Annotated in this window: 20 protein-coding genes; 17 read left to right on the top strand and 3 right to left on the bottom strand. The window is 45.9% G+C overall.

Features of this window, described 5'->3' with window-relative positions; genetic code table 11:
• Positions 1–5: 5 nt before the first annotated feature.
• Positions 6–1,298, bottom strand: a complete 1,293-nt coding sequence (locus tag LG368_RS09925; protein ID WP_226754572.1) for an NCS2 family permease — start codon at positions 1,296–1,298, stop codon at positions 6–8.
• Between the two features lie 275 nt (positions 1,299–1,573).
• Here LG368_RS09925 and LG368_RS09930 point away from each other — a divergent pair, with 275 nt between their 5' ends.
• The 13 genes from LG368_RS09930 (at position 1,574) to LG368_RS09990 (ending at position 19,084) form a co-directional block, all read left to right on the top strand.
• Positions 1,574–2,110, top strand: coding sequence for an RNA methyltransferase (locus LG368_RS09930; protein ID WP_226754573.1), 537 nt, complete (start codon positions 1,574–1,576; stop codon positions 2,108–2,110).
• A 145-nt stretch (positions 2,111–2,255) separates the two neighbouring features.
• Positions 2,256–3,008: a DUF481 domain-containing protein gene (locus tag LG368_RS09935; protein WP_226754574.1), complete on the top strand. Its 753-nt coding sequence runs from the start codon at positions 2,256–2,258 to the stop codon at positions 3,006–3,008.
• A gap of 68 nt (positions 3,009–3,076) precedes the next feature.
• Entirely contained in the window at positions 3,077–4,222 is a 1,146-nt protein-coding gene (locus tag LG368_RS09940; protein WP_226754575.1) for a CobW family GTP-binding protein, read from the top strand.
• 205 nt (positions 4,223–4,427) lie between these two features.
• Complete coding sequence (locus LG368_RS09945) at positions 4,428–6,233, top strand: acyl-CoA dehydrogenase C-terminal domain-containing protein (protein WP_226754576.1); 1,806 nt, start codon at positions 4,428–4,430, stop codon at positions 6,231–6,233.
• Positions 6,234–6,329: 96 nt separating this feature from the next.
• Entirely contained in the window at positions 6,330–6,644 is a 315-nt protein-coding gene (locus LG368_RS09950; RefSeq protein ID WP_226754577.1) for an SCP2 sterol-binding domain-containing protein, read from the top strand.
• A 102-nt stretch (positions 6,645–6,746) separates the two neighbouring features.
• Positions 6,747–8,447, top strand: a complete 1,701-nt coding sequence (locus tag LG368_RS09955) for an AMP-binding protein (protein WP_226754578.1) — start codon at positions 6,747–6,749, stop codon at positions 8,445–8,447.
• Positions 8,444–9,196, top strand: coding sequence for an enoyl-CoA hydratase-related protein (locus tag LG368_RS09960; protein ID WP_226754579.1), 753 nt, complete (start codon positions 8,444–8,446; stop codon positions 9,194–9,196). Before LG368_RS09955 ends, LG368_RS09960 begins: the two co-directional genes overlap by 4 nt.
• A gap of 175 nt (positions 9,197–9,371) precedes the next feature.
• Positions 9,372–10,124 carry an electron transfer flavoprotein subunit beta/FixA family protein gene (locus LG368_RS09965; protein ID WP_226754580.1) on the top strand — a complete coding sequence of 251 codons (753 nt, stop codon included), beginning with the start codon at positions 9,372–9,374 and terminating at the stop codon, positions 10,122–10,124.
• Positions 10,121–11,050: an electron transfer flavoprotein subunit alpha/FixB family protein gene (locus LG368_RS09970; protein ID WP_226754581.1), complete on the top strand. Its 930-nt coding sequence runs from the start codon at positions 10,121–10,123 to the stop codon at positions 11,048–11,050. The genes LG368_RS09965 and LG368_RS09970 overlap by 4 nt, the downstream gene beginning before the upstream one ends.
• Before the next feature lie 69 nt (positions 11,051–11,119).
• Positions 11,120–13,270 (top strand): fatty acid oxidation complex subunit alpha FadB, encoded by a 2,151-nt coding sequence (gene fadB, locus LG368_RS09975; protein WP_226754582.1) that lies wholly within the window; start codon positions 11,120–11,122, stop codon positions 13,268–13,270.
• A 24-nt stretch (positions 13,271–13,294) separates the two neighbouring features.
• Positions 13,295–14,470, top strand: coding sequence for an acetyl-CoA C-acyltransferase FadA (gene fadA, locus LG368_RS09980; protein ID WP_226754583.1), 1,176 nt, complete (start codon positions 13,295–13,297; stop codon positions 14,468–14,470).
• A 280-nt stretch (positions 14,471–14,750) separates the two neighbouring features.
• Positions 14,751–16,961, top strand: a complete 2,211-nt coding sequence (gene katG / locus LG368_RS09985; RefSeq protein WP_226754584.1) for a catalase/peroxidase HPI — start codon at positions 14,751–14,753, stop codon at positions 16,959–16,961.
• A 239-nt stretch (positions 16,962–17,200) separates the two neighbouring features.
• A complete protein-coding gene (locus tag LG368_RS09990; RefSeq protein WP_226754585.1) occupies positions 17,201–19,084 on the top strand; it encodes a methyl-accepting chemotaxis protein in 1,884 nt (627 codons plus the stop codon).
• 145 nt (positions 19,085–19,229) lie between these two features.
• Here the strand turns inward: LG368_RS09990 and LG368_RS09995 are convergent, their stop codons facing one another.
• Positions 19,230–19,640: an acyl-CoA thioesterase gene (locus LG368_RS09995; protein ID WP_226754586.1), complete on the bottom strand. Its 411-nt coding sequence runs from the start codon at positions 19,638–19,640 to the stop codon at positions 19,230–19,232.
• A gap of 216 nt (positions 19,641–19,856) precedes the next feature.
• On the opposite strand from LG368_RS09995, the gene LG368_RS10000 reads away from it, so the two are divergent.
• Positions 19,857–20,141 carry a hypothetical protein gene (locus LG368_RS10000; protein WP_226754587.1) on the top strand — a complete coding sequence of 95 codons (285 nt, stop codon included), beginning with the start codon at positions 19,857–19,859 and terminating at the stop codon, positions 20,139–20,141.
• Between the two features lie 27 nt (positions 20,142–20,168).
• Positions 20,169–20,699 carry a lipocalin family protein gene (locus LG368_RS10005; RefSeq protein ID WP_226754588.1) on the top strand — a complete coding sequence of 177 codons (531 nt, stop codon included), beginning with the start codon at positions 20,169–20,171 and terminating at the stop codon, positions 20,697–20,699.
• On the opposite strand, the gene LG368_RS10010 is transcribed toward LG368_RS10005, so the two are convergent.
• Positions 20,680–21,255 (bottom strand): hypothetical protein, encoded by a 576-nt coding sequence (locus LG368_RS10010; protein WP_226754589.1) that lies wholly within the window; start codon positions 21,253–21,255, stop codon positions 20,680–20,682. The genes LG368_RS10005 and LG368_RS10010 overlap by 20 nt on opposite strands.
• A 69-nt stretch (positions 21,256–21,324) precedes the next feature.
• Here LG368_RS10010 and LG368_RS10015 point away from each other — a divergent pair, with 69 nt between their 5' ends.
• On the top strand, positions 21,325–22,665 hold the full coding sequence (locus LG368_RS10015; RefSeq protein WP_226754590.1) for a DUF3422 family protein: 1,341 nt from the start codon (positions 21,325–21,327) through the stop codon (positions 22,663–22,665).
• 175 nt (positions 22,666–22,840) lie between these two features.
• Positions 22,841–23,323: a peptide-methionine (R)-S-oxide reductase MsrB gene (msrB, locus tag LG368_RS10020; protein WP_226754591.1), complete on the top strand. Its 483-nt coding sequence runs from the start codon at positions 22,841–22,843 to the stop codon at positions 23,321–23,323.
• The last annotated feature ends 146 nt before the right edge of the window (positions 23,324–23,469 follow it).

Genomic DNA, 23,469 nt, shown 5'->3' on the forward strand with positions numbered 1-23,469 from the left:
TAAAATCAGACGAAAATAAAGAATTTTGCGATAAAAAGCGCCGCTAATAAATACACAGCGATATTGACGTTTTTACCTTGCCCAGACAGTAGTTTGATCACCGCATAACTGATAAAAGACAACGCGATACCGTCCGCAATGGAGTAGGTTAATGGCATGGTAAAGGCAGCGATTAAAACAGGCGCGGCTTCACTGATATCATCCCAATCCACATGAGCCAAACTGCTGGTCATCAATACGGCGACATACATCAGCGCACCCGCTGTTGCGTAAGCGGGGATGGACCCTGCCAATGGCGCGAAGAATAAGCTCAATAAGAACAATAAGGCAACGACAACCGCGGTTAACCCAGTACGGCCACCTGCTGCCACACCGGATGCACTTTCAATGTAGCTGGTGGTAGACGATGTACCCACCGCCGCACCGACTAAGGTTGCTCCAGAGTCGGCTAAAAGCGCTTTTTTAAGGCGGGGCAGTTTGCCGTCTTTGTCCAATAATCCACCCCGTTGGCCAACACCAATCAAGGTGCCAGACGTATCGAATAGATCCACAAAGAAAAAGGCAAACACCACGCTTAACATGCTGATTTGAAACGCTCCTTCAATGTCCATTGCCATAAAAGTAGGCGCTACAGAAGGCGGCATAGACACTAGCCCGTTAAAGCTGTTGTGGCCAAAAAGCATCGACAATACGGTAACAAACAGAATACCGACCATCACTGAGCCGGTGATGTTCAAATACGCCAACGCACAAATAACAAAAAAGCCCAACAGACCGTAAATAGCAGAAGGAGACGACAAGTCACCCAAAGACACCATGGTGGCTGGGTTCTTAACAATGATGCCGGAATTTTGTAAGGCAATCATCGCTAAAAATAAGCCGATACCCGCAGCGATACCGAGTTTCAGCGAGGAGGGAATGGCGTTGATCACCCACTCTCGAATCTTAAAGATACTGATAAAAACAAATAAAATACCTGAAAGAAAAACAGCACCCAGTGCTTGCTCCCAAGAATACCCCATGCCTAAAACGACACCATAGGTAAAAAAGGCGTTTAACCCCATTCCAGGCGCGAGTGCAATAGGGTAATTGGCATACAGCCCCATGATCAAACAACCAATGGCGGCCGCAAGGCAGGTTGCGACAAACACCGCGCCTTCATCCATACCTGCTTGGGCTAAGATGGAGGGGTTAACAAAAATGATGTACGCCATGGTTAAAAAGGTGGTGATACCACCCACGATTTCGTTTCGCACGGTCGTATTGTGTGCGCTAAGTTGGAAATAACGTTCGAGCATAGGAGTGCCTTATTGACTGATGCAACGATGAGGGCGGTATCGCATTGCTCTTGAGGGGAAAGAACAACACGGCGTCAACATCGAGATTAAAAGAGAAAGCTGATTATTTGGTCAGCTAACGAATTCGCCGGCAAGTATAAAAAAAATGTCATCATTATGGGAGAGAAATTACGAAAAACCCTTAACTTAACCGGTTGCGTGTTCTGTTGATCGGTGAGTGGCCCAGTAGTGCTATAATATGGCCATTATTTTTGATTCGATTGAGAAAACATATCATGCCAAATACGACCGTTTCTATAGGGCTCATTAATCCTAAAAGTATCACGAATGTTGGGGCAGTGATGCGGGCGGCGGGTTGTTACCAAGTAGATCAAGTGTTGTACACAGGGCAGCGTTATGACAGAGCGGTGAAAATGTCGACGGATACGAAAAAAATGAGTCAGACTATTCCTCTGTTAAGCATGAACAGCAACGACGCCATGGCTCTGCTGGAGGGTGTGGACGCTCAGACTCAGATCGTATGTGTTGACTTGATTCAAGGCGCAACGCCATTACCTGCGTTTCAGCACCCCGCGAAGGCGCTTTACCTTTTTGGACCGGAAGATGGCACCATCAATCAAGCAGTGGTAGATCGCGCCGACCATGTCGTGTTTGTGCCGACGGTGGGTTGTATGAATTTAGCCGCGACTGTGAATGTGCTTTTGTATGATCGACTGGCAAAGTCGGATCGAGCCAATGCCGGCGATGCGTTAATTTGCCAAAGTAAGGATATAAACAACAACGTGAAAGTACGCCCTAAGACCCCGTCTTAGGTGTTGGTGAGACGAGTTAATTGTCAGCTATCTTGAACTTTTTATTCATTATTATTCATATAGTTAGCACTAATTTGACTGTGATTTTTGAGTAGCAATGCAAAAATAACTTCTTAGTCTTATGGCGAAAGAGGAACACAGTAATATGACATTTTTACACTCTATGGCGGCCACCACGCTTATTTTTGCAGCACCACTGGCGTTGGCTGAAAAGTCTCGCCCTCCTTTAGAGCCTCTTAGTGCCGAATTAGAATTGGGCATCATTGCGATCACAGGTAACACAGAAAGCTCCGCTTTAAAGGGTAAAGCGACCGTTCAGCAAGATTTTAAAGAATGGAAGACCAAATATCAGCTTGATACTCTATACAAGCGTGGTCGCGATGAAGGTGCTACTGAAACCACCACAACGGCACAGAAGGTCTTTTTGTCTGCTCAAAGTGATTATAAACTGAGTGGCGATAACAGTTCTGTCTACGTTTATGGCTCCTACACGGGAGACCGTTTCAGCGGCTATGAATACCAGAATACGGTATCAGTAGGTTATTCAGGACGGGCATTTGAGAATGAAGAGTCCGCACTAGACTACAGCGTGGGTCCTGGTTATTCTTTTAGCGAAACAGACGACGGTGACAAAGAAGAATCCGCTATCGCCCATGTTGAACTGCAATACGAGTACGTTATCAGCCCAACCTCTACGTTTCAGCAAATGGTCAGTACAGAAGCCGCTTTGCAAGCCAATAAAAATACGCGCTCAAAGTCAGAGACGTCAGTCAGCGTCAAACTACGTGATGATTTAAGCATGAAGGCGGCGTACAGCATTACACATAACAGCAAGGTATTGAGCGATAAAAAGAAAACAGACGCGACAACCAGTGTTATCTTTGCTTATACTTTTTAAATCGGTTGCCTAAATGCGTTTAATAAAAGAGGCAACAATGATTCATTCACTGTCACAAAGGGGTTACGATGCGCTATCAAGGAATCAAAGTCACCATGGTGACAGGGTTTTTAGGCGCGGGCAAAACAACGCTCATTCGTCACCTGTTAGAACAAGCTCCCCCTAATGAACGATGGGCGGTTTTGGTCAATGAGTTTGGTGATATTGGCTTAGACAGTGTGTTCTACGCGGATCTAGAGGTGGCGATTACTGAGGTTGCAGGTGGGTGTGTTTGTTGCACAACGTCGGCTGCGTTTCAGAAAGGGCTAAACCAACTGATACGTCAACATAATCCAGATCGTATTTTTATTGAACCCTCTGGGCTGGGTCACCCCAAGCAGATCATTCAAAAGCTACGCAGTGAAATGTATCGAGATGTGTTGCTCTTGACGGGCGTATTTTGTGTACTGGATGCAACCACCTTGTCAGATCCGCGCTATGCTTGTCACGACATTTATAATGACCAAATTGACTCAGCCGATGCGATTGTGCTGAGTCATATGGAGCGTTATTCGGATAAAGATTTGGATGCATTGCAAGACCGTTTGAAACAACCTTCCGTTACCAAATCGCCGACGGTATTTAATCGCCATCCTTTGGGTCTGAACATCAATTGTTTGGATTTAGGCTTGGCAGACGTTACCTCCTCTAAGCGTAACCACTCACTGTTCGAACACATCGCAAAGAAGCACGCTTTGGACCAAGTTCCCAGCGTCTATCACAGGGGGTATGAATCGGTTTCATTATTAGAAACAGGGCAGTTTGAGCCTAACGTTGATAATGCTAATCGCACTGATATAAAGAGCGCTGACGGCCAACATGATGGCGGCTGGTATTACCAAAAACAGCAAGATGGTATGAAGGTGTTAGGCTGGTTATGGGCACAAAATGATGTGTTTGAAGAGGTGGATGTTCTCGCTTTCTCCGACGCTTTAGCGGCACTACCGGGCATTTATCGATTAAAAGGGATGTTTGCGTTATCGGTCTGCACCCAAGAAGCGTCAGAGGTCCCTATCCCCGCCATGTTTGTCAATATGTCACAAGGCAAAGCAACGATAACCCATGCAAACTGCAAAGGGGCAAGTCGTATGGAGGTGATTGGGGATATAGACACCGCTTGGGAAACGGATGTTCAATCTCTCTGTAATCGCGTTCTCGTTTCCTCTTCTCTCTAATTTGTATTGGTCGCCAACGACCAATACACTCGGTTAAACACATTGTTATGGTCAAATAAGCCCAGCCATTAAAATCGCTTGGTGTATTTTGTCATTAACTTTGGCCACTTTTGTTATTGAGCAAAAGTGGCCAATGAACGAACCTTTCAGGCATAAATTGTTCCATCCCAGACAAAGATTATAAAAACAATAAGAGGTCTAAATCATGCCTGAATACAAAGCACCGCTCCGTGATATTAAATTCGTCACCGAAGAAGTTCTCGATTTTCCAACGCATTATGCCAACTTGGCGGGTGCAGAAGAAGCGACGCCAGACATGGTGTCCGCCATTCTTGAAGAAGGGGCAAAATTTGCTGAGCGCGTTCTGTCGCCAATTAATCGTGTGGGTGATCAACAAGGTTGTCAATTCAAAGACGGCGTCGTGACCACGCCAGACGGTTTCAAAGAAGCTTACCAACAATACGTCGAAGGCGGTTGGCCGTCTTTGTCACATCCTGAAGAGATGGGAGGGCAAGGGTTGCCCGATTCGCTCGGCATGATGGTAACGGAAATGATTGCCACCTCTAACTGGTCTTGGGGGATGTATCCAGGGCTAAGCCACGGAGCTATGAATACCATTGAATTGCATGGAACCGAGGAACAAAAGCACACCTACCTAACAAAATTAGTGTCTGGTGAGTGGACAGGAACCATGTGTTTGACTGAACCCCATTGTGGTACAGATTTGGGTATGCTGAAAACCAAAGCAGAGCCACAAGACGACGGCAGTTATGCGATCACGGGCACGAAAATTTTCATTTCTGCCGGTGAGCATGATATGGCGGAGAATATTGTCCATATTGTATTGGCGCGTTTACCCGATGCCCCAGCGGGTACCAAGGGCATTTCTTTGTTTATTGTGCCAAAACACAATGTCGATACATCTGGCGAGATGGCCGATCGAAACCAAGTGTCTTGCGGTTCCATTGAGCACAAAATGGGGATACATGGTAATGCCACCTGTGTGATGAACTTTGATGGCGCAAAAGGCTTTTTAATTGGTGAAGCAAATCGTGGCTTGAATTGCATGTTCACCTTTATGAACACCGCTCGTATCGGCACAGCATTGCAAGGTCTTGCTCATGCTGAGTGGGCGCTGCAAAACTCAGTGGCTTACGCCAAAGATCGTTTGCAAATGCGCGCCTTGTCGGGTGCGAAATCCCCAGAAAAACCCGCTGATTCCATTATGGTTCATCCAGATGTACGTCGTATGCTGCTGACACAAAAAGCGTTTGCGGAAGGGGGGCGTGCGCTGATTCATTACTGCTCTATGCTGGTGGATACTACGAAAAAAGGCACCGATGCTGAGAAGGCAGAAGCCGATGAGTTGATGTCATTACTGACCCCCATTGCGAAAGCGTTTTTAACTGAAACCGGTTTTGAATCCGCTAACCATGGTCTACAAGTGTTTGGTGGTCATGGTTTTATTGCTGAGTGGGGAATGGAGCAAAACGTTCGTGATTGTCGTATTTCTATGTTGTACGAAGGCACAACAGGCATTCAGGCTTTGGATTTATTAGGGCGTAAAGTTTTGATGACGCAAGGTGCCACGCTACGTCGCTTTACAAAAATCGTACATAAGTTCTGCAAAGAACACAAAGGCAACAAGCGCCTGAAGCCCTACATGACGGCACTGGATAAATTAAACAGTGAATGGGGCGATATCACGCTTAAAATCGGTATGAAGGCAATGCGCAATAAAGAAGAAGTAGGGGCGGCCTCCGTCGATTACCTCATGTTTTCTGGGTACGTTGTATTGGCTTATTTCTGGGCACGCATGGCGGTTGTTGCACAAACCAAACTGGACGAGGGAACAGAAGAAGCGGGGTTCTACACAGCCAAGCTGCAAACCGCCACTTTTTACTATGAACGTTTGTTACCTCGTACACGTGCCCATGCTGAGGCAATGTTGTCAGGGGCAGAGAACCTATTGGCCATGGAAGAAGATAACTTTCTTTTTCTGAACACTTAACTAAACGACGAATGACACAATAACGAATCGACACACAAACAAACATTCGCACACACACCCGTGTGCGAGCAATAATTACAATAATAGGATAAGGTTATGAGTGAATCAAAAGCAGTGTTTGATGCGATGTTAGTCCGCTTTGATGCAAATGAAGCAGACGATATGGAAGCGGTATTTCAGTTTGACTTAGAAGATGCAGACGATTACTACTTAAGTATTGAGGATGGATCTTGCACAATGGCAGAAGGTGAGCACGACGATGCGACCGTTACGTTAAGTATGGACCTTGCAACGCTTAAAGAGGTAATGAGTGGTGAGCTTGATGGTATGGCGGCCTTTATGCAGGGCCGTATACGCGCCGATGGCGATATTATGCTCGCCACAAAGCTGACGCAAATTTTTCCTAATTAAGCGATATCGTCATGCTTGGTAACCTAAAAGCTCAACGTCAGTGTATGCGGTTGAGCTTTTGTTTTTCATTCTCCGAAATAAAAAAAATAATTGGAGTCGTTTATGACAGCGGATACGCCACTATACAACACACAAGACCGTTCGCCAGCACCAGGTAGTGAGCTACCTGCTTCGCTCAATCCTTATGGTTACCAGTCTTTAACGGACGTTTTAGCGTTAGCAACGGCGAAATACGCCGACTTACCGGCTTTTACCAGCGTAGGCCGCACAATCAGTTACCGTGAACTGAATGAAAAATCCGATCAGTTTGCCGCGTATCTCCAGTCTGATACTGGCTTGAACCCGGGCGATCGTATTGCCATTCAACTGCCAAACGTCATTCAATACCCTGTGGTACTGTTTGGTGCGATTAAGGCGGGTTTAATTGTGGTCAACACCAACCCTCTTTATACGCCCAAAGAATTAGAACACCAATTTAACGATGCCGAAGTCAAGGCGTTGGTTGTGTTCGCTAACATGGCGCACAATGTTGAAAAGATATTGTCTAAAACCCAGATAAAACATGTAATTATTACGGAAATCGCAGACTTCCATACGCCGGTTAAGCGCGTTTTAGTCAATTCCGTGGTGAAGTATGTGAAGAAAATGGTACCGGCTTATCATCTGCCCAGTGCCCTTTCATTAAATGAAGCGCTGGCAAAGGGCAAAGGTAAATCGGTGACTCCTGTGGTGAGTCAATCGGATCAGATTGCCGTGCTGCAATATACGGGGGGCACCACCGGGATCGCGAAAGGGGCCATGCTAACGCACGCCAATCTGCTTTCAAATATGTGTCAACTGAGCTCACGATTGGAGTCTATTCTTGAGGAAAGGTCTGAAACGTACATTGCTCCCTTGCCGCTTTACCATATTTATGCGTTCTTGATCCATGGCTTGACCCTGCTTGAACGGGGCGCGCACAGCATATTGATTCCCAATCCAAGAGATTTGCCCGGTTTTGTGAAAGAGCTTAAAAAGTGGCCGTTTACGGGCTTTGTAGGTTTAAACACATTATTTGTTGGTCTGTGTAATAACGCTGATTTTAAAACACTGGATTTTTCCACGCTTAAGTTGACCTGTTCAGGGGGGATGCCGTTAACCCATGCAGCAGCAGATGAATGGAAAAAAGTGACAGGTTGTCAAGTTGTGGAAGGTTATGGCTTAACCGAAACGTCTCCTGTTGTGTCGTTTAACCCTATCGGCAAAGAGCGTATTGGTACTATTGGCTTACCCGTTTCTAATACAGACATTAAAATTCAAGACTTGAATGGAAACGCTTTACCACAAGGGGAGTCAGGCATGTTGTGCGTTCGTGGTCCGCAGGTAATGAAGGGCTACTGGAACCGTGAAAAGGCGACCAAGGAAGTGATGACCGACGATAGTTTCTTAATCACCGGTGACATTGCCATGCAACACCCTGATGGTTACCTGCAAATTGTTGATCGTGCCAAAGACATGATTATCGTATCTGGCTTTAATGTTTATCCGACGGAAGTGGAAGACTGTCTGTCATCTCACCCTGACATTTTAGAGTCTGCTGCGATCGGTGTGTCAGATGAGAAAACGGGCGAGGCGGTAAAAGCGTTTATTGTCTTAAAAGCAGGAGCGAGTGAGCCAAGCAATAAAGTCTTGAAAGCCTATTGCAAAGAAAACTTAGCGGCCTATAAAGTACCAAAATACTTTGAAATCAAAGAAGAGTTGCCTAAAACAAACGTGGGGAAAGTGCTTCGTCGTGCGCTACGTGAAGAGGAAGTCACATCATGAGTGATTTTGTCACACAGACCATGGTGTCGGGCGTACAAGTTATCTGTCTAAATCGTGCGGATAAGAAAAATGCCATTACATTGGCTATGTATCAAACGCTTACGGCATTGCTATCGTCAGCAGAGCAGGACGATGCCATAAAGGCGACCATGATCTACGGTTTGGGTGGTGAGTTCTCATCTGGCAATGACATCAACGAGTTTATTCATATTGCACAAAAGCCAGAAAAACTCGATGTGATTTTGTCTTTTCTAAAAGCGCTAAGTACCTATACAAAACCCCTTATCGCCGGTGTAGAAGGCCGAGCCGTGGGGGTTGGAGCGACCTTGTTGTTACATTGTGATCTTGTATTGGCCTCTCGAGAGGCACGTTTGCAATTTCCTTTTGTGCAACTGGGTTTGGTGCCAGAGGCGGCGTCTAGCTTCTTGTTGCCTAGGTTGTTAGGTCATCCAAAAGCGTTTGAGGTACTGGTTCTATGTGACGTGATAGGGGCGGAGCAGGCTCATCAAATGGGGCTCATTAACCATCTATGTGAGGCCGGTGAAGCCTACTCAGTAGCGCTTGATTACGCAATAAAAGTCGCGGCGTTGCCAACCGAGGCGGTGGCTTTAAGCAAAAAGTTATTAAAATCCTCTATTCAAGATGAGGTGCAAAACACCTTATTACGTGAAGGGCGTCTTTTCAAAGCACGACTAAGCTCAAATGAAGCAGCCTATGCTTTCTCTTCTTTTTTATCACGTCAAAAATAAGACTTAACATTCGTTAAAAAAGCGCTTCTTACTGGGCAAGTGAATATTTTTGTCAGTTAAGTGGCGCTTTTTTGTTATTGATGAAAATTCACCTCAATCTAGTATAGAGACCTATCGCAAAGCACAATTCAGATTGCGGCTATAAACAATAAAACAAGAATAAAAAGAGGGTTTTATGAAAATTTTAGTATCCGTAAAACGCGTCATTGATTACAACGTCAAAGTACGTGTAAAGCCTGACAATACGGCGGTTGATTTGACGAACGTAAAAATGTCGATGAACCCTTTCTGTGAGATCGCCGTGGAAGAAGCGGTTCGATTAAAAGAAAAAGGCCTTGCTTCAGAAGTCGTTGTGGTCTCCGTGGGCGCAAAAAGCTGTCAGGAAACATTGCGTACGGCGCTTGCGTTGGGCGCCGATCGAGCCATACAAGTTGACGCCGAAGATGGTTTAGATTCTTTGAGTGTGGCAAAGCTGCTGGCCAAGGTTGCTCAAAATGAAGCCGCTGACTTAATTATTCTAGGTAAACAGTCCATCGATTCTGATAATAATCAAACAGGCCAAATGGTCGCAGCGTTGTTGGATTATCCTCAAGCGACATTCGCTTCTGAAGTGGTTATCGAAAGCGGCGAAGCGCAGGTTACCCGTGAAATCGACGGCGGATTACAAACCCTGTTGGTGACCTTGCCAGCGGTTGTCACCACAGACTTACGTCTTAATGAGCCGCGTTTCGCGTCTTTACCCAATATTATGAAAGCCAAAAGAAAACCACTGGACGTCACCACACCTGCCGAGTTAGGCGTTGATGTGGGCTCAAACGTCACGGTGCTTTCTGTCGCCGCACCGGCTGAACGTTCCGGTGGTGTGAAAGTTGCCTCTGTGGCGGAGTTGGTCGATAAATTAAAAAATGAAGCGAAGGTGGTGTCATGAGTGTATTAATTCTTGCAGAACACGATAACAAATCTTTAAAGCCGGCTACTTTGAATACGGTGACAGCTGCTCTTGATATTCATTCCGATGTGCATGTTTTGGTCGTTGGGGCAGATTGTCAGGCTGTAGCAGATGCCGCTTGTAATATTGCCGGAGTGAGCAAGGTGTTGGTGGCAGACAATGCCGTGTATGAACACCAATTGGCAGAAAATGTCAGCAAATTGATTGTTGAAGTGGCTGGTGAGTATAGTCATATCTTAGCGCCTGCAACGACAACCGGTAAAAATACTTTGCCACGTGTGGCGGCATTACTGGATGTGGCTCAGTTGTCTGATGTGATTAAAGTGGAGGCGCCTGATACGTTTGTGCGTCCTATTTATGCTGGTAACGCCATTGCGACCGTAAAAAGTAACGATGCGGTGAAAGTCATCACGGTTCGTACCACAGGATTTGATGCAGCCTCCAGCGAAGGCGGCAATGCTGTCAGTGAACCACTAGCGCACGTTATTGAGTCCAACAAGAGTCGCTTTGTAAAAGAGCAGGTCGCTCAATCGGATCGTCCTGAATTGACATCGGCCAGTGTGATTGTCTCCGGTGGTCGAGGTATGGGAAGTGGTGAAAACTTCGCTTTGTTAGACGGTGTAGCAGACAAATTGGGTGCCGCGATCGGTGCCTCTCGTGCTGCGGTTGATGCGGGCTTTGTACCAAACGATCTACAAGTAGGGCAGACCGGTAAAACGGTTGCGCCGGATTTGTATATTGCCATCGGTATTTCTGGTGCGATTCAACATCTTGCGGGTATGAAAGACGCAAAAGTGATTGTTGCGATTAATAAAGATGAGGAAGCGCCCATCTTTAATGTGGCCGATTATGGTTTGGTGGCGGATTTATTTGATGCCGTGCCAGAGCTAGAAACGTCTCTTTAGTCATTCATTAAAAGCGTGTTGCGGTTGATCGTAAGCGCCAAAGAAAAATAATAAGAACGGGAGATCCGTATGATATTTGAAGGACAAGCCATAAAAGTCACGCTTGACGAGGCCAACATTGCCACGGTTACATTGGATTTGGTAGGCGAATCGGTTAACAAATTTAACAGTTTGACTTTGGGCGAGCTGGCCACTGTCGTTGAAAAATTGCAACACATCGATGATTTGCAAGGGGTGATTTTTGCCAGTGCAAAAGACGCGTTTGTTGTGGGCGCGGACATTACTGAATTTACTTCATGGTTTAAATTAGAAGATGAAGAGTTAACGGATAAACTGCGTCATGCCCACACTATTTTTAATGCCATTTCTCATCTTTCTTGTCCTACCGTCGCTGCAATAAATGGGATTGCCTTAGGTGGCGGTATGGAGTTGGTTTTAGCCTGTGATTACCGTGTGATGGCGGATTCTGCCAAAATTGGTTTGCCAGAAACGCAACTGGGAATCTACCCTGGTTGGGGCGGTACAGTGCGTTTGCCGCGCCTAATTGGCGCCGACAATGCGTGTGAATGGATATGTGGCGGCGCACAAAAACGCAGCGCCGATGCCTTAAAAGATGGGGCTGTTGATGCGGTCGTTCCGGCTGTGAAGGTGCAAGCATCGGCTCGTCATTTGATCCAACAAGTAATGGACGGCAAGCTGGATTACCATGCTCGCCGCGATGAATTGCGTGCGCCCATGGTGTTTTCACCGATTGAAAAAATGATGGTGTTTGAATCAGTACGTGGTGTGGTCGGAGCCAAAGCGGGTAAACATTATCCAGCACCAATGGCCGCGATCAAAACCATTGAAAAAGGCATCAGTCAAGAGATGGACAAAGCCATCGAAACAGAGATCAAAGGCTTTGTGAAATTGGCCAAAGGCCCTGTGGCGAAATCCTTGGTTAACCTTTTCTTGAGCGATCAGCAAATTAAGAAAACCGCGGGTAAATACGCGAAAAGTGCGACGCCAGTGAAACAAGCGGCGGTATTGGGTGCTGGTATTATGGGGGGCGGTGTGGCTTATCAGTCGGCTTCCAAGGGCACGCCGATTATTATGAAAGACATTCGTCCAGAAGCATTGGATCTTGGTCTAAGTGAAGCGAATAAACTCTTTAACGGTCAAGTTGAGCGCGGTCGTCTGACCACAGAAAAAGCCTTTAAAGCGATGAACGCCATTGTCCCAGCGTTGACCTACGGAGAGTTTGAACACGTTGATTTGGTGGTTGAAGCGGTCGTGGAAAACGTCAAAATCAAAAAGTCTGTATTAGCCGAAGTGGAAACTAAGATCGCTGACGATGCCATTCTTACCTCTAACACGTCGACTATTTCGATCACAGAATTGGCAAAAGGCTTAACACGCCCTGAAAACTTCTGTGGTATGCACTTTTTTAACCCTGTTCATCGTATGCCATTGGTGGAAGTGATTCGTGGTGAAAAAACCAGTGAGGCCGCCATTGCAAAAACCGTGGCGTACGCGCAAGCCATGGGCAAAACTCCTGTTGTTGTTAACGATTGTCCTGGGTTCCTGGTCAACCGTGTCTTGTTCCCGTATTTCGCCGGTTTCTCTTTAATGATGCAAGAAGGTGCGGATTTCCAAGTGGTCGATAAAACTATGGAGAAATTCGGTTGGCCAATGGGGCCTGCGTATTTGCTGGATGTGGTTGGGGTGGATACCGCTTTTCATGCGGATCAGGTCATGGCAGAAGGCTTTCCTGACCGTATGAAGCACGAAGGTAAAAACGCTGTGGATCGCTTGTTTGAACTAGAGCGTTTTGGGCAGAAAAATGGCAAAGGGTTTTATAGCTATGAAGCGGATCGTAAGGGCAAGCCGAAGAAAATCTTCAATGAGGATATTAACGAACTGTTAGCACCTGTGGTCCAGTCAAAATCTGAACTGACAGAAGAAGACATTATTGCTCGTATGATGATTCCACTTTGCATCGAAACGGTTCGCTGCGTGGAAGAAGACATTGTCGCCTCAGCGGCGGAAGCGGATATGGGCTTGATTTATGGCATAGGTTTCCCGCCTTACCTCGGCGGTGCTATGCACTACCTAGACCAAATGGGGCTGCAAGCGTTTTGTGAGCTTGCAGACAAGTACAGCCACCTAGGTAAGTTGTATGAGCCAACCGCGCAAATGCGCGAGATGGCGAAGAATAATCACACTTACTACGGCGCATAACCCCAAAGGCTAGAGGAGAATCTTATGAAACTGAATCCAAATGATGTTGTTATAATTGACGCGGTTCGCTCACCAATGGGCAAGACAAAAAATGGCGTATTCCGTAATGTTCGAGCGGAAAACTTATCCGCTGGGCTGGTGAAGGCGTTGTTCAAACGTAACCCAAACGTTGACCCGAATGAGGTGGAAGACTTGATCTGGGGATGCGTTAATCAAACGTTGGAACAAGGCTTTAACATGGCACGGGCTGTGTCTTTACTGGCAGGCTTGCCTATTACCACCGCGGCGCAAACCGTTAACCGCTTGTGTGGTTCGTCTATGTCGGCCATTCATACGGCGGCGCAAGCGATCATGACCGGCCAAGGCGATGTGTTTGTTGTAGGAGGCGTTGAGCATATGGGGCACGTTGGCATGATGCATGGGGTGGATGTAAACCCTGCTTTGTCAAAGCACATGGCCAAAGCCTCTATGATGATGGGCGTGACGGCGGAAATGCTGGGTAAGATGCACGGCGTTAGCCGAGAAGCACAAGATGAGTTTGCTGTGCGTTCTCATCGTTTGGCTCATGAGGCAACGGTACAGGGGCGTTTTGCCAACGAAATTGTCTCCATAGAAGGTCATGACTCCGAGGGCAATAAAATCCTTGTGGAAGTCGATGAGGTGATTCGTCCTGAGACATCAATGGAATCGTTGGCGGGCTTAAAACCGGTATTTATGCCAAAAGTTGGGACGGTGACCGCGGGTACCTCGTCGGCGCTGTCGGATGGCGCGTCAGCCATGTTGATGATGTCGGCACAAAAGGCCGAAGAACTTGGTCTAACACCGATTGCTAAAGTACGCAGCATGGCCGTAGCGGGTTGTGATCCAGCGATCATGGGTTATGGACCGGTACCAGCGTCGAAAAAAGCGCTCAAGCGCGCGGGTTTAACCATGGTTGATATTGACATTGTCGAGTTAAACGAGGCGTTTGCCGCTCAGTCTATTCCTGTTTTAAAAGACTTGAAACTCATCGATTTGGTGGATCAGAAAGTCAATTTGAATGGTGGTGCGATTGCACTGGGTCACCCGCTTGGTTGTTCGGGGACGCGTATCTCGACTACCTTGCTTAATGTGATGCACGAAAAAGATGCGACGTTGGGTTTGGCCACCATGTGTATTGGCATGGGTCAAGGGATCGCGACGGTGTTTGAGCGAATATAAACAAATTCCCCTTCTTGTTTTTTCTTTGCCCCGCTAAACAGCGGGGTTTTTAATTGTCGAATGTACACTTCACTTCAATTCACACACGGGTTACGTCAAAAGGCTGTGACAAAGGTGACTTCAACGTGACCTTTTAGAGCACCGCAGCACTTTGTAAGTCACTCTACTATGGTCTTCTTAGCTTTTATTAATTGGTTGGTGTTTATTTTCAAGGTTATAACTATAGCCATTGAATACAACGACGAAAAACAAACGTTTTAGTCACAGCAGGAGAAGTAATATGTCTAACGAAAGTAAATGTCCTTTTAACCACGGCGCATCTGGCGCGAGCCAAGCGGCCGGTCGTGGTACTTCTAACAAAGACTGGTGGCCAAATCAGTTGGATTTGAAAATTTTACATCAGCATTCTGCTAAGTCTAACCCGATGGGTGAAGGCTTTGACTATCAAGCGGCTTTTAATAGTTTGGACATAGAAGCGCTTCGTCAAGATTTGTTCGCTCTAATGACAGATTCTCAAGATTGGTGGCCAGCAGATTACGGCCATTATGGTCCTTTCTTTATTCGTATGGCTTGGCACAGTGCCGGCACGTACCGTACAGCCGATGGCCGTGGCGGTGCGACATCGGGTACACAGCGTTTTGCGCCTTTGAATAGCTGGCCTGATAACGTCAACCTAGACAAAGCGCGTCGTTTACTTTGGCCTATCAAGCAGAAATACGGCAGCAAGATTTCTTGGGCAGATTTAATGATCTTAGCGGGTAACTGTGCATTGGAATCTATGGGCTTTGAAACCTTTGGTTTTGCGGGTGGCCGTGTGGATGTTTGGGAACCAGAAGATGACATTTACTGGGGAGCTGAAGGCGAATGGCTACAAGAAAGTGGCGGTAAAAACGACCGTTACTCTGGCGATCGTGATTTAGAAAATCCATTAGCCGCGGTTCAGATGGGGCTGATTTATGTTAACCCAGAAGGCCCAGATGGCAAGCCGGATCCTTTAGCGTCCGCTCGTGATATTCGTGACACCTTTGCCCGCATGGCGATGAACGACGAAGAAACAGTGGCATTGATTGCGGGTGGTCACACCTTTGGTAAAGCGCACGGTGCTGGCGATGCATCACAAGTGGGTGATGACCCTGAAGCAGCAGGCCTTACTGAGCAAGGTTTTGGCTGGAGTAACTCGCAAGGCACAGGTAATGGTGCCGATACAATTAGCAGTGGTTTAGAAGGCGCTTGGACGAAAAATCCAATCAAATGGGACAATGGTTACTTTGAAAACTTGTTTGACTATGAGTGGGAATTGACTAAGAGCCCAGCGGGTGCGTGGCAGTGGTCACCAAAAGGCACCGCAGGTTCTAATAGTGTGCCTGATGCTCACGACGTGTCTAAGCGTCACGCCCCAATGATGTTTACCTCGGACATCGCATTACGTGAAGATCCAATTTACGCGCCGATTTCGAAACGTTTTTACGAACATCCAGACCAGTTAGCCGATGCATTTGCTCGTGCTTGGTTCAAATTAACTCATCGTGATATGGGGCCGGTATCGCGTTACTTAGGGCCCTTGGTGCCAAAAGAAACGTTGATTTGGCAAGATCCGATTCCATCACCGACTGAGCCTCACGTTACAGAGCAAGATGTTGAGACATTGAAGAGTAGGTTAGCGACCTCTGGATTGTCAGTGGCGCAACTTGTTTCTACTGCATGGGCTTCAGCGTCTACTTACCGCGGTTCAGACATGCGCGGTGGTGCTAACGGCGCGCGTTTACGTCTTGCACCACAAAAAGACTGGGAAGTGAATCAGCCAGAGCAACTAGCGAGCGTGTTGAGTTCATTGGAAGCGATCCAAAAAGAATTTAACAGTGCGTCTGCTGCGCAGATTTCTATGGCCGATTTGATTGTTCTAGCGGGCGGTGTGGGCATTGAAAAAGCCGCCAGTGCGGCGGGTCAAACCTTGGTGGTGCCGTTCACACCAGGTCGTACTGACGCAACGCAAGAGCAAACGGATGTGGAATCTTTTTCAGTGCTTGAGCCTGTCGCCGATGGTTTCCGTAACTACCAAAAAGGCCGTTACACAGTGACCACGGAAGAAATGTTATTGGACAAGGCGCAATTGTTGACCCTATCTGCACCAGAAATGACGGTGTTAGTCGGTGGCTTGCGAGTGCTTAATGCCAACACAGGGGGTTCTACACACGGTGTGTTCACGGATCAGCCAGAAACCTTGACCAACGATTTCTTTGTAAACTTGTTGGACATGGGCACCAAATGGTTTGCTACCTCAGAAGAGGAAGACGAGTTTCAAGGTCGCGATCGTTCCACAGGTAAGATCAAATGGACGGCAAGCCGTGCCGATTTGGTCTTCGGTTCGAATTCACAACTTCGCGCAATTGCTGAAGTCTATGCTTGTTCCGATTCACAAGAACGCTTTGTGAAGGATTTCGTACAAGCCTGGACGAAAGTCATGGAGCTTGATCGTTTTGATCTTTCTTAAATCAAAAACGTAGTGATTAAGCGTTATATATTGAATATGACCCATTAGGTGTTACCAACAAAATAACCCTACATTCTAATCAGAGTGTGGGTTTTTTTGATATATGTCGGATAATTTTTCTTGTGAGTAAAAACTTTCATGAAAAGGTAGCGATTTGCAGGTGGCTGGTATAAATTCATCCAAAATTTGATGTTTGTCTTATTGCGTCAGATATTTTTACTCAATAAAGGTAATTTAAAATGAAGGTATCTCATAAGGTCGTTCTTTCGGCTTCCATTGTCGTGGCGCTCGCTTTTTCGACGTATTCTTGGTTGCAATACAACACGCTTAAATCGGCACTTTATGAAAAGACCGTTACGAGTACACAAGAAACCAGTCAGTCACTAGCCAAACAAATTAATAACTGGTTAAGTGGAAAAGTCGCCTTGATTAACACCTTGGCACAAACGATTGATGCTGACTTTAGCGACGAGACAATTCAAAACGCCTTTGATACGCCTATTTATGATGATGAGTTTTTAATTCTCTTTGGCGGGTTAGCAAAGGATGGCTTGCCTATTACAAACGATCCGAGTTGGAACCCAACGAACTGGGACGGTCGTGAGCGCCCTTGGTATGATCTTGCTAAAAAACATCAACAAGCGGTTTTAACGGAACCCTATAGCGATGCAACAACCGGTGAAATTCTGATTTCTGTCGTAGCAAATTTTTCGGACAAAGGGATTTTTAAAGGTGCTTTTGGTGGTGACCTTAGCCTAGAAACTGTCTCGGAAGCGGTTAATACGTTAAGTTTTGATCATACTGGTTATGCTTTTTTGGTGAACAAGTCAGGTAACATTATCAGTCACCCTAATGCCGATTTAAACGGCAAAGCACTGACCAGTCTGTTAGAAAAAAACACATCAATATCATCCAATAACCTTGTTGAGAACCAACTCAAAGATGGTACGTCTGTACTGGTTTCTTTTAGCCCCTTAACTGACTTATACGGTGCTGATTGGTATGTGGGTGTTGTGCTTGATGAGAACAAGCTGTTTGCAACGGTGCGTGAGTTTGGCTGGATTGCTTTCTTTGGTACGTTAATCGCTATTTTGCTTGTTTCCGTTGTGTTGTACGTTTTAGTCACACGCCTTTTACAACCTCTTCATGCGTTACGTAATTCATTGGAAGAAATCAATGGTGGTCAGGGCGATTTGACCAAGCGTTTGGACGTGACAAGTAACGATGAGTTTGGTGAGGTGTCAGTAGAATTCAATAAATTTATTCATTTTTTACAAGGCCTGATTGGCGAAGTGAAAAATCGCTCTAGTAGCGTACGTGACAATACGAACAAAACCGCCGCTTCCTCAGAGCGTTCGTCGGCTGAATTGTACAACCAATTAACAGAGCTGGATCAGTTAGCGACGGCGATGCATGAAATGTCTGCAACGGCAAATGATGTGGCTGATAATGCGCAAACAGCAGCCTCTCGTGCGAGCCACGCTGACGTAGCTGCGAAAGACGGTGAAGTGATTGTTGATAAAACCACGCACTCTATTGCGCATTTAACGCATCAGATGGGGAATGTTGTTACAACGATTAATCAATTGGTTGAATACAGTAACAATATTGAATCCATCTTAACCGTTATTACGGATATTGCTGATCAGACGAACCTTTTGGCGTTAAATGCAGCGATCGAAGCCGCGCGCGCGGGAGAGCAAGGTCGTGGTTTTGCTGTGGTGGCTGATGAAGTGCGTACGTTGGCGTCTAAGACTCAAGAGTCGACAGAGCAGATTAATAAAATGATTCAGCAACTGCAAACGGGCGTTCGTAGTGCCGAGAAAGTGATTCTCGAAAGCCGTGAAGACGCCAATGAAACACAGAAAATTGCAGATCAAGCCAAAGTATCTCTGGAAGCCATTCGTTTAAGTATTAATGATATTAACGAAATGACGGTGCAAATTGCGGCCGCAGCGGAAGAGCAAAGTGCGACCTCTAATGAAATTAACCGTAACACCACAAACATTCGTGATATCAGTCAGTCTGTTTCTAGTGCAGCGAAAGAGCAGTCGGATCTGTGTGAAACCATGGTGAGCATTACGAATGAGCAGGCGACGGCTTTGGGTCAATTCAAAGTGTAAGTCGTCGATAAGATGAATATGCAATACGAAAGCGAGTGCGGTGATGAGCCCACTCGCTTTTTTTATTTATTCACTTTTTTAAGTCACCTTTGTTCATTCATTTTTCGCGAACAGAGGCGGTGTGTTTAAAATTAAGTGCTAGGTTTTAAGCGACTTCATCAAGTGCTTTTTGAATAGAGAGGCGCAGAGTGTCTGGAATAGGAATGGCGGCTTTTTGCTCCTTACAGAAACAGACGTATGTGACATCGGCGTCTGCAACCGTTACAGACGTGTTAACGTTCACAATGGTTTGTTTCATGGTAATGCTACGTTGGCTGATTTTGGTGTATTGCGTCTGTACCTCTAATAAATCGCCAAAGCCGGCTTGATCTCTGAAGTTAATATTGATGTTCACGACCGGCCAGACATAGTCTTGCATCCAAACGGCACCATCGCCAACCTGTTCGAAAAAGTCCCACCGTCCTTCTTCTAAAAACTCCAAATAACGTGCGTTATTGACGTGTTTAAATAGATCTAGATGGTAACCTCTGACCTTAATTTGCACTGTGCTAAGCATGGTTTACTCCTGTTATTATTTTTATCATTGTGTCCATCCCACAGCGTAAAAGGATTTTTGCGGTAAAGGAATAACAAAAACGCTCAACTTCTCTGACAGGAAATTTTACGAATTCATCGGTATTTGTAAAAGACAGCATGACGAAGTCAGATAAAAATCCGTTACTTTGTGGTTTAATCTCAATTCATTATTTACGACAACACGTAGGTCAGTACCATGAATCTAGAAAAATCAAAAAAGCGTATCGCAAAAAAAGCCAAAATGGGCTTTAAGGGCTACCCACAATTTTCTATTGCGTACTTTGGTGAAGACACAGCGTTAGCCACAGAGGTGGTTGTGACCTTTGTTGCAGAGGAGGGAGCGTCACCACAGGAGCAGCGTTTTACTGGAGAGCGTGATGTTCGTGAGGATGAAGTTATTCAATCAGCGTTAGTAAAAATCATGGAGCGTACCGATGCCAAAACCGTATTGAGTGTCGATGACGTGGCCATAAGGGCCTAGGTAAGTTACATAAAAAGGAGCTATGAAATGAAAAGCAGTGTGGTGATTTTATTAACCGTATTATTGTTCGGTTGTACCAGCGCACCCAAGGGTATTACGCCAGTGGAGGATTTTCAGTTGTCGCGTTATTTGGGCACCTGGTATGAAATTGCCCGTCAAAATCATTCTTTTGAAAAGGGCTTGTCTCAAGTTTCTGCCACTTACACCTTACAAGAAGACGGTGGTGTCGCTGTACTGAACCGAGGTTATTCCGAAGAAGAACAAGCGTGGAAAGAAGCTGACGGTCGGGCGTACTTTGTGGAGTCAGCGAATATTGGGCATTTGAAGGTGTCGTTTTTTGGGCCATTCTATGGGGCGTACGTGATTTTTGAGCTAGACAAACAGGATTATCAATATGCCATGGTGTCGGGGCCTAATCGAAAATTCTTCTGGTTATTATCTCGCACTCCTCAAATGCCGAAAGAAGTAATAGACGAGCTGTTAGCAAAAGCAGCGGCGTTAGGTTTTCCTGTTGATGAATTGATTATTGTCGATCAGTCTAAAAAAACGAGCATGTAATGGTGTGTTGAGCGTTTGGTTTCATGCAGACTTCTGCGTAAGCCGTTGGGTCTTGAAGCAAAGCATAATGCGTATCAGAATCTCGGCATTGAGCGATAAAACGAGCGTATTCTTGGTCGACGATTTTTTTACGATGCGCATAGTCAGACTGATTGGATAGGTTATCTGTTAGCGTCTGTTCCACAGATGTGCCAATAGAAACAGCATCCAGTTTGCTGATCATGTAAGTAATTTCGTTATCTCGGCTGCGTACTCGATGACAATAGGCGCTGTTCGCCGCGTTTGCAGCACACTCTTTTTTTGCTTCAGAGAGTGCTTCTTTTTCTTGCTGGTAGGTCTGTATTTGTTGCTCTGTTTGCTGTTTTGTGTCGTCTTTTTGATAGCGAAGAGTGCCAAGTCGTTCTTGTTCTAATTGCTGTTGTGCTTGTTGCACGTGTTTTTCTGTTAGTAAACAGGCCTGACCAAACGCAATAAGGTCCTTGCCATGGGCGTTGATCATGTTGGTGGTTGCGAAGAGAAAGAAGCTACTCGTTAACAGGCTTTTTATCATACTCATGGACGTGCTGGTGGCTGCTTATAGTGTTCTAATTATCAGAGTATATCAAGAATGAGGGGAGAAAACTCAGTGGCTAGGAGTAAGAATGCGTATGGGTTAGACATACACCCTTTACGCGATGTTTTGTATGCTGAATTGCATTCGCGTCCGTTTCAAGTGTTGCCAAGTCCAGCGAAAGTAAGCTGTCTTGCCGTTATGATTGGTCCGGAAAAAAAACAGGCAGAGTTTGAGCACTTTTGTTCTCTGTACGGTTATTTTGATTGCGTGGCACCCGACGAAGATGGCGTGTGTTTTGAAGTGGATTTTGGGCACTTTAAAATTCGACGTGACAATCACCTTGAATTTACGTCCTATATGATTACGCAAACTCAGATGGCGACTTCAGAAACGCCGTTTGAGCATAATGCGTTATCTTGTTTGCCTTTAGATTGGTTGTCGACGTTACCGGGCAAAACCATTGCTGCTTTTCATGTGGTGGTTGAAGATGCACGTTCGACGCCAGAGCCTGACCTTGGATTGGTCAAGCGCTACTTTGAGGGGATGCGGCTTGTCGGCAGTCGACCACAAAATGGTGATGCTCAAGTATGGACCAGCTTTCAGTTACACAGCGATGGTTGTGGTCGCTTTTTGATTTATAACAAACACATGAGTGACAGTCAGCTTGGTCGTATGGTCCAGCGAGTCGTGGAAATAGAGACCTATCGACTGATGGCAATGATTGCACTTCCGATGGCGCGTACATACAACGCAGAGTTGATGCAGATGGATGAGAAGCTTGCCCGGACGACAGCGAGCTTATCTGATCCTAGCGAAGATTCGGACGAACAGAGGTTATTGGGCGAGTTAATTGATATGGCCGCTTGGGTTGAAGCGGCACGGGCAAAAAGTTCTTATCGGTTCAGTGGCACACGGGCATATCATGAATTAATCCTTAAACGCTTGAGCGAATTAAAAGAAGATGAAGTGTCGGGCCACTTGACCATTACGGAATTTATGACCCGTCGTTTAACACCTGCGGTTCGAACTTGTAACACAGCAGATAAACACCTGGAAAGCTTGTCTACGCGCATCGATCGAGTGTCTGACATGATGCGAACGCAAGTGGAAATGTCGATACAGTCGCAAAATCAGCAGTTGCTGACTTCTATGGATCGACGCTCTAAAATTCAATTGGCAATGCAGCACACCGTAGAAGGCTTGTCTGTTGCAGCAATCAGTTACTACAGTGTTGGCTTGTTAAAATTCTTAATAGAGGCTGTTTATGACAAGGGCGTGGAGTTTGATAAAAGCTTGGTGATTGGGCTGTCTGTTCCCATCGTGGTAGGGGGGGTCTGGTTCGCCACACGTAAAATCCACAAACGATTCTTATTGCTTGCTAAAGCCAGAGAAGAAAAAGATAAGCAAGTCTAATATGATTTAGAAAGGATATGAAATAAGAGGGGGAGCGGCGATGGCTTCCCCTTTTTTATACGTGCTTTGTGCAAATGATCAGCTGAAGCTATCTGGGCAGTGGCTTATTTGAAACTCAAAGACCGTCTTTGTCGTATATAAAAACAACTACAGAGCCAATGATTAGGAGAAAAGTATGAATCGTCGACATTTTTTAATGGGGACAGCTTGCATGATGGGAGCTGTGAAGGCCTTGTCTGTATCAGCGATTGCCGCCTCTTCAGAATCAGACTTTGAAGTCACTCGTACAGAAAAGGAATGGCGCAACCAATTGTCTGACTTTGAATATAAGGTGATGCGTGAAGAAAAAACGGAACGTGCAGGCACCAGTAAATTGTTAGCGGAAAAGCGCGTAGGTCATTATCATTGTAAAGGGTGTGATCTGGCACTCTATTCCAGTGAGACAAAATATGAGAGTGGTACGGGCTGGCCAAGCTTTTATGACAACTTACCGAACTCTGTTGCGACAAAAGAAGACAATGGTTTCTTTATGACGCGTACAGAAGTGCATTGTCGTCGTTGTGGCAGTCATCTAGGCCATATTTTTGAAGATGGTCCAAAACCTACTGGATTGCGTCATTGTTTAAACGGTGTTTCTCTCACTTTTAAACCCGCGTAAATATTTTTTATTCATTTATTTTTACCTGATTCCGTGACTTAAAACCCCTCTCACACCCCTGCAGAGCTGTAATCATACGGCCTGAAGCAGTAAAATGACCACTGCTTTTCGTTCACCCAGACAGTGACTTTTTTCCATGCGCACCT

The sequence above is a fragment of the Marinomonas algarum genome (genome assembly GCF_020532605.1).
In the GTDB taxonomy this organism is placed as follows: domain Bacteria; phylum Pseudomonadota; class Gammaproteobacteria; order Pseudomonadales; family Marinomonadaceae; genus Marinomonas; species Marinomonas algarum.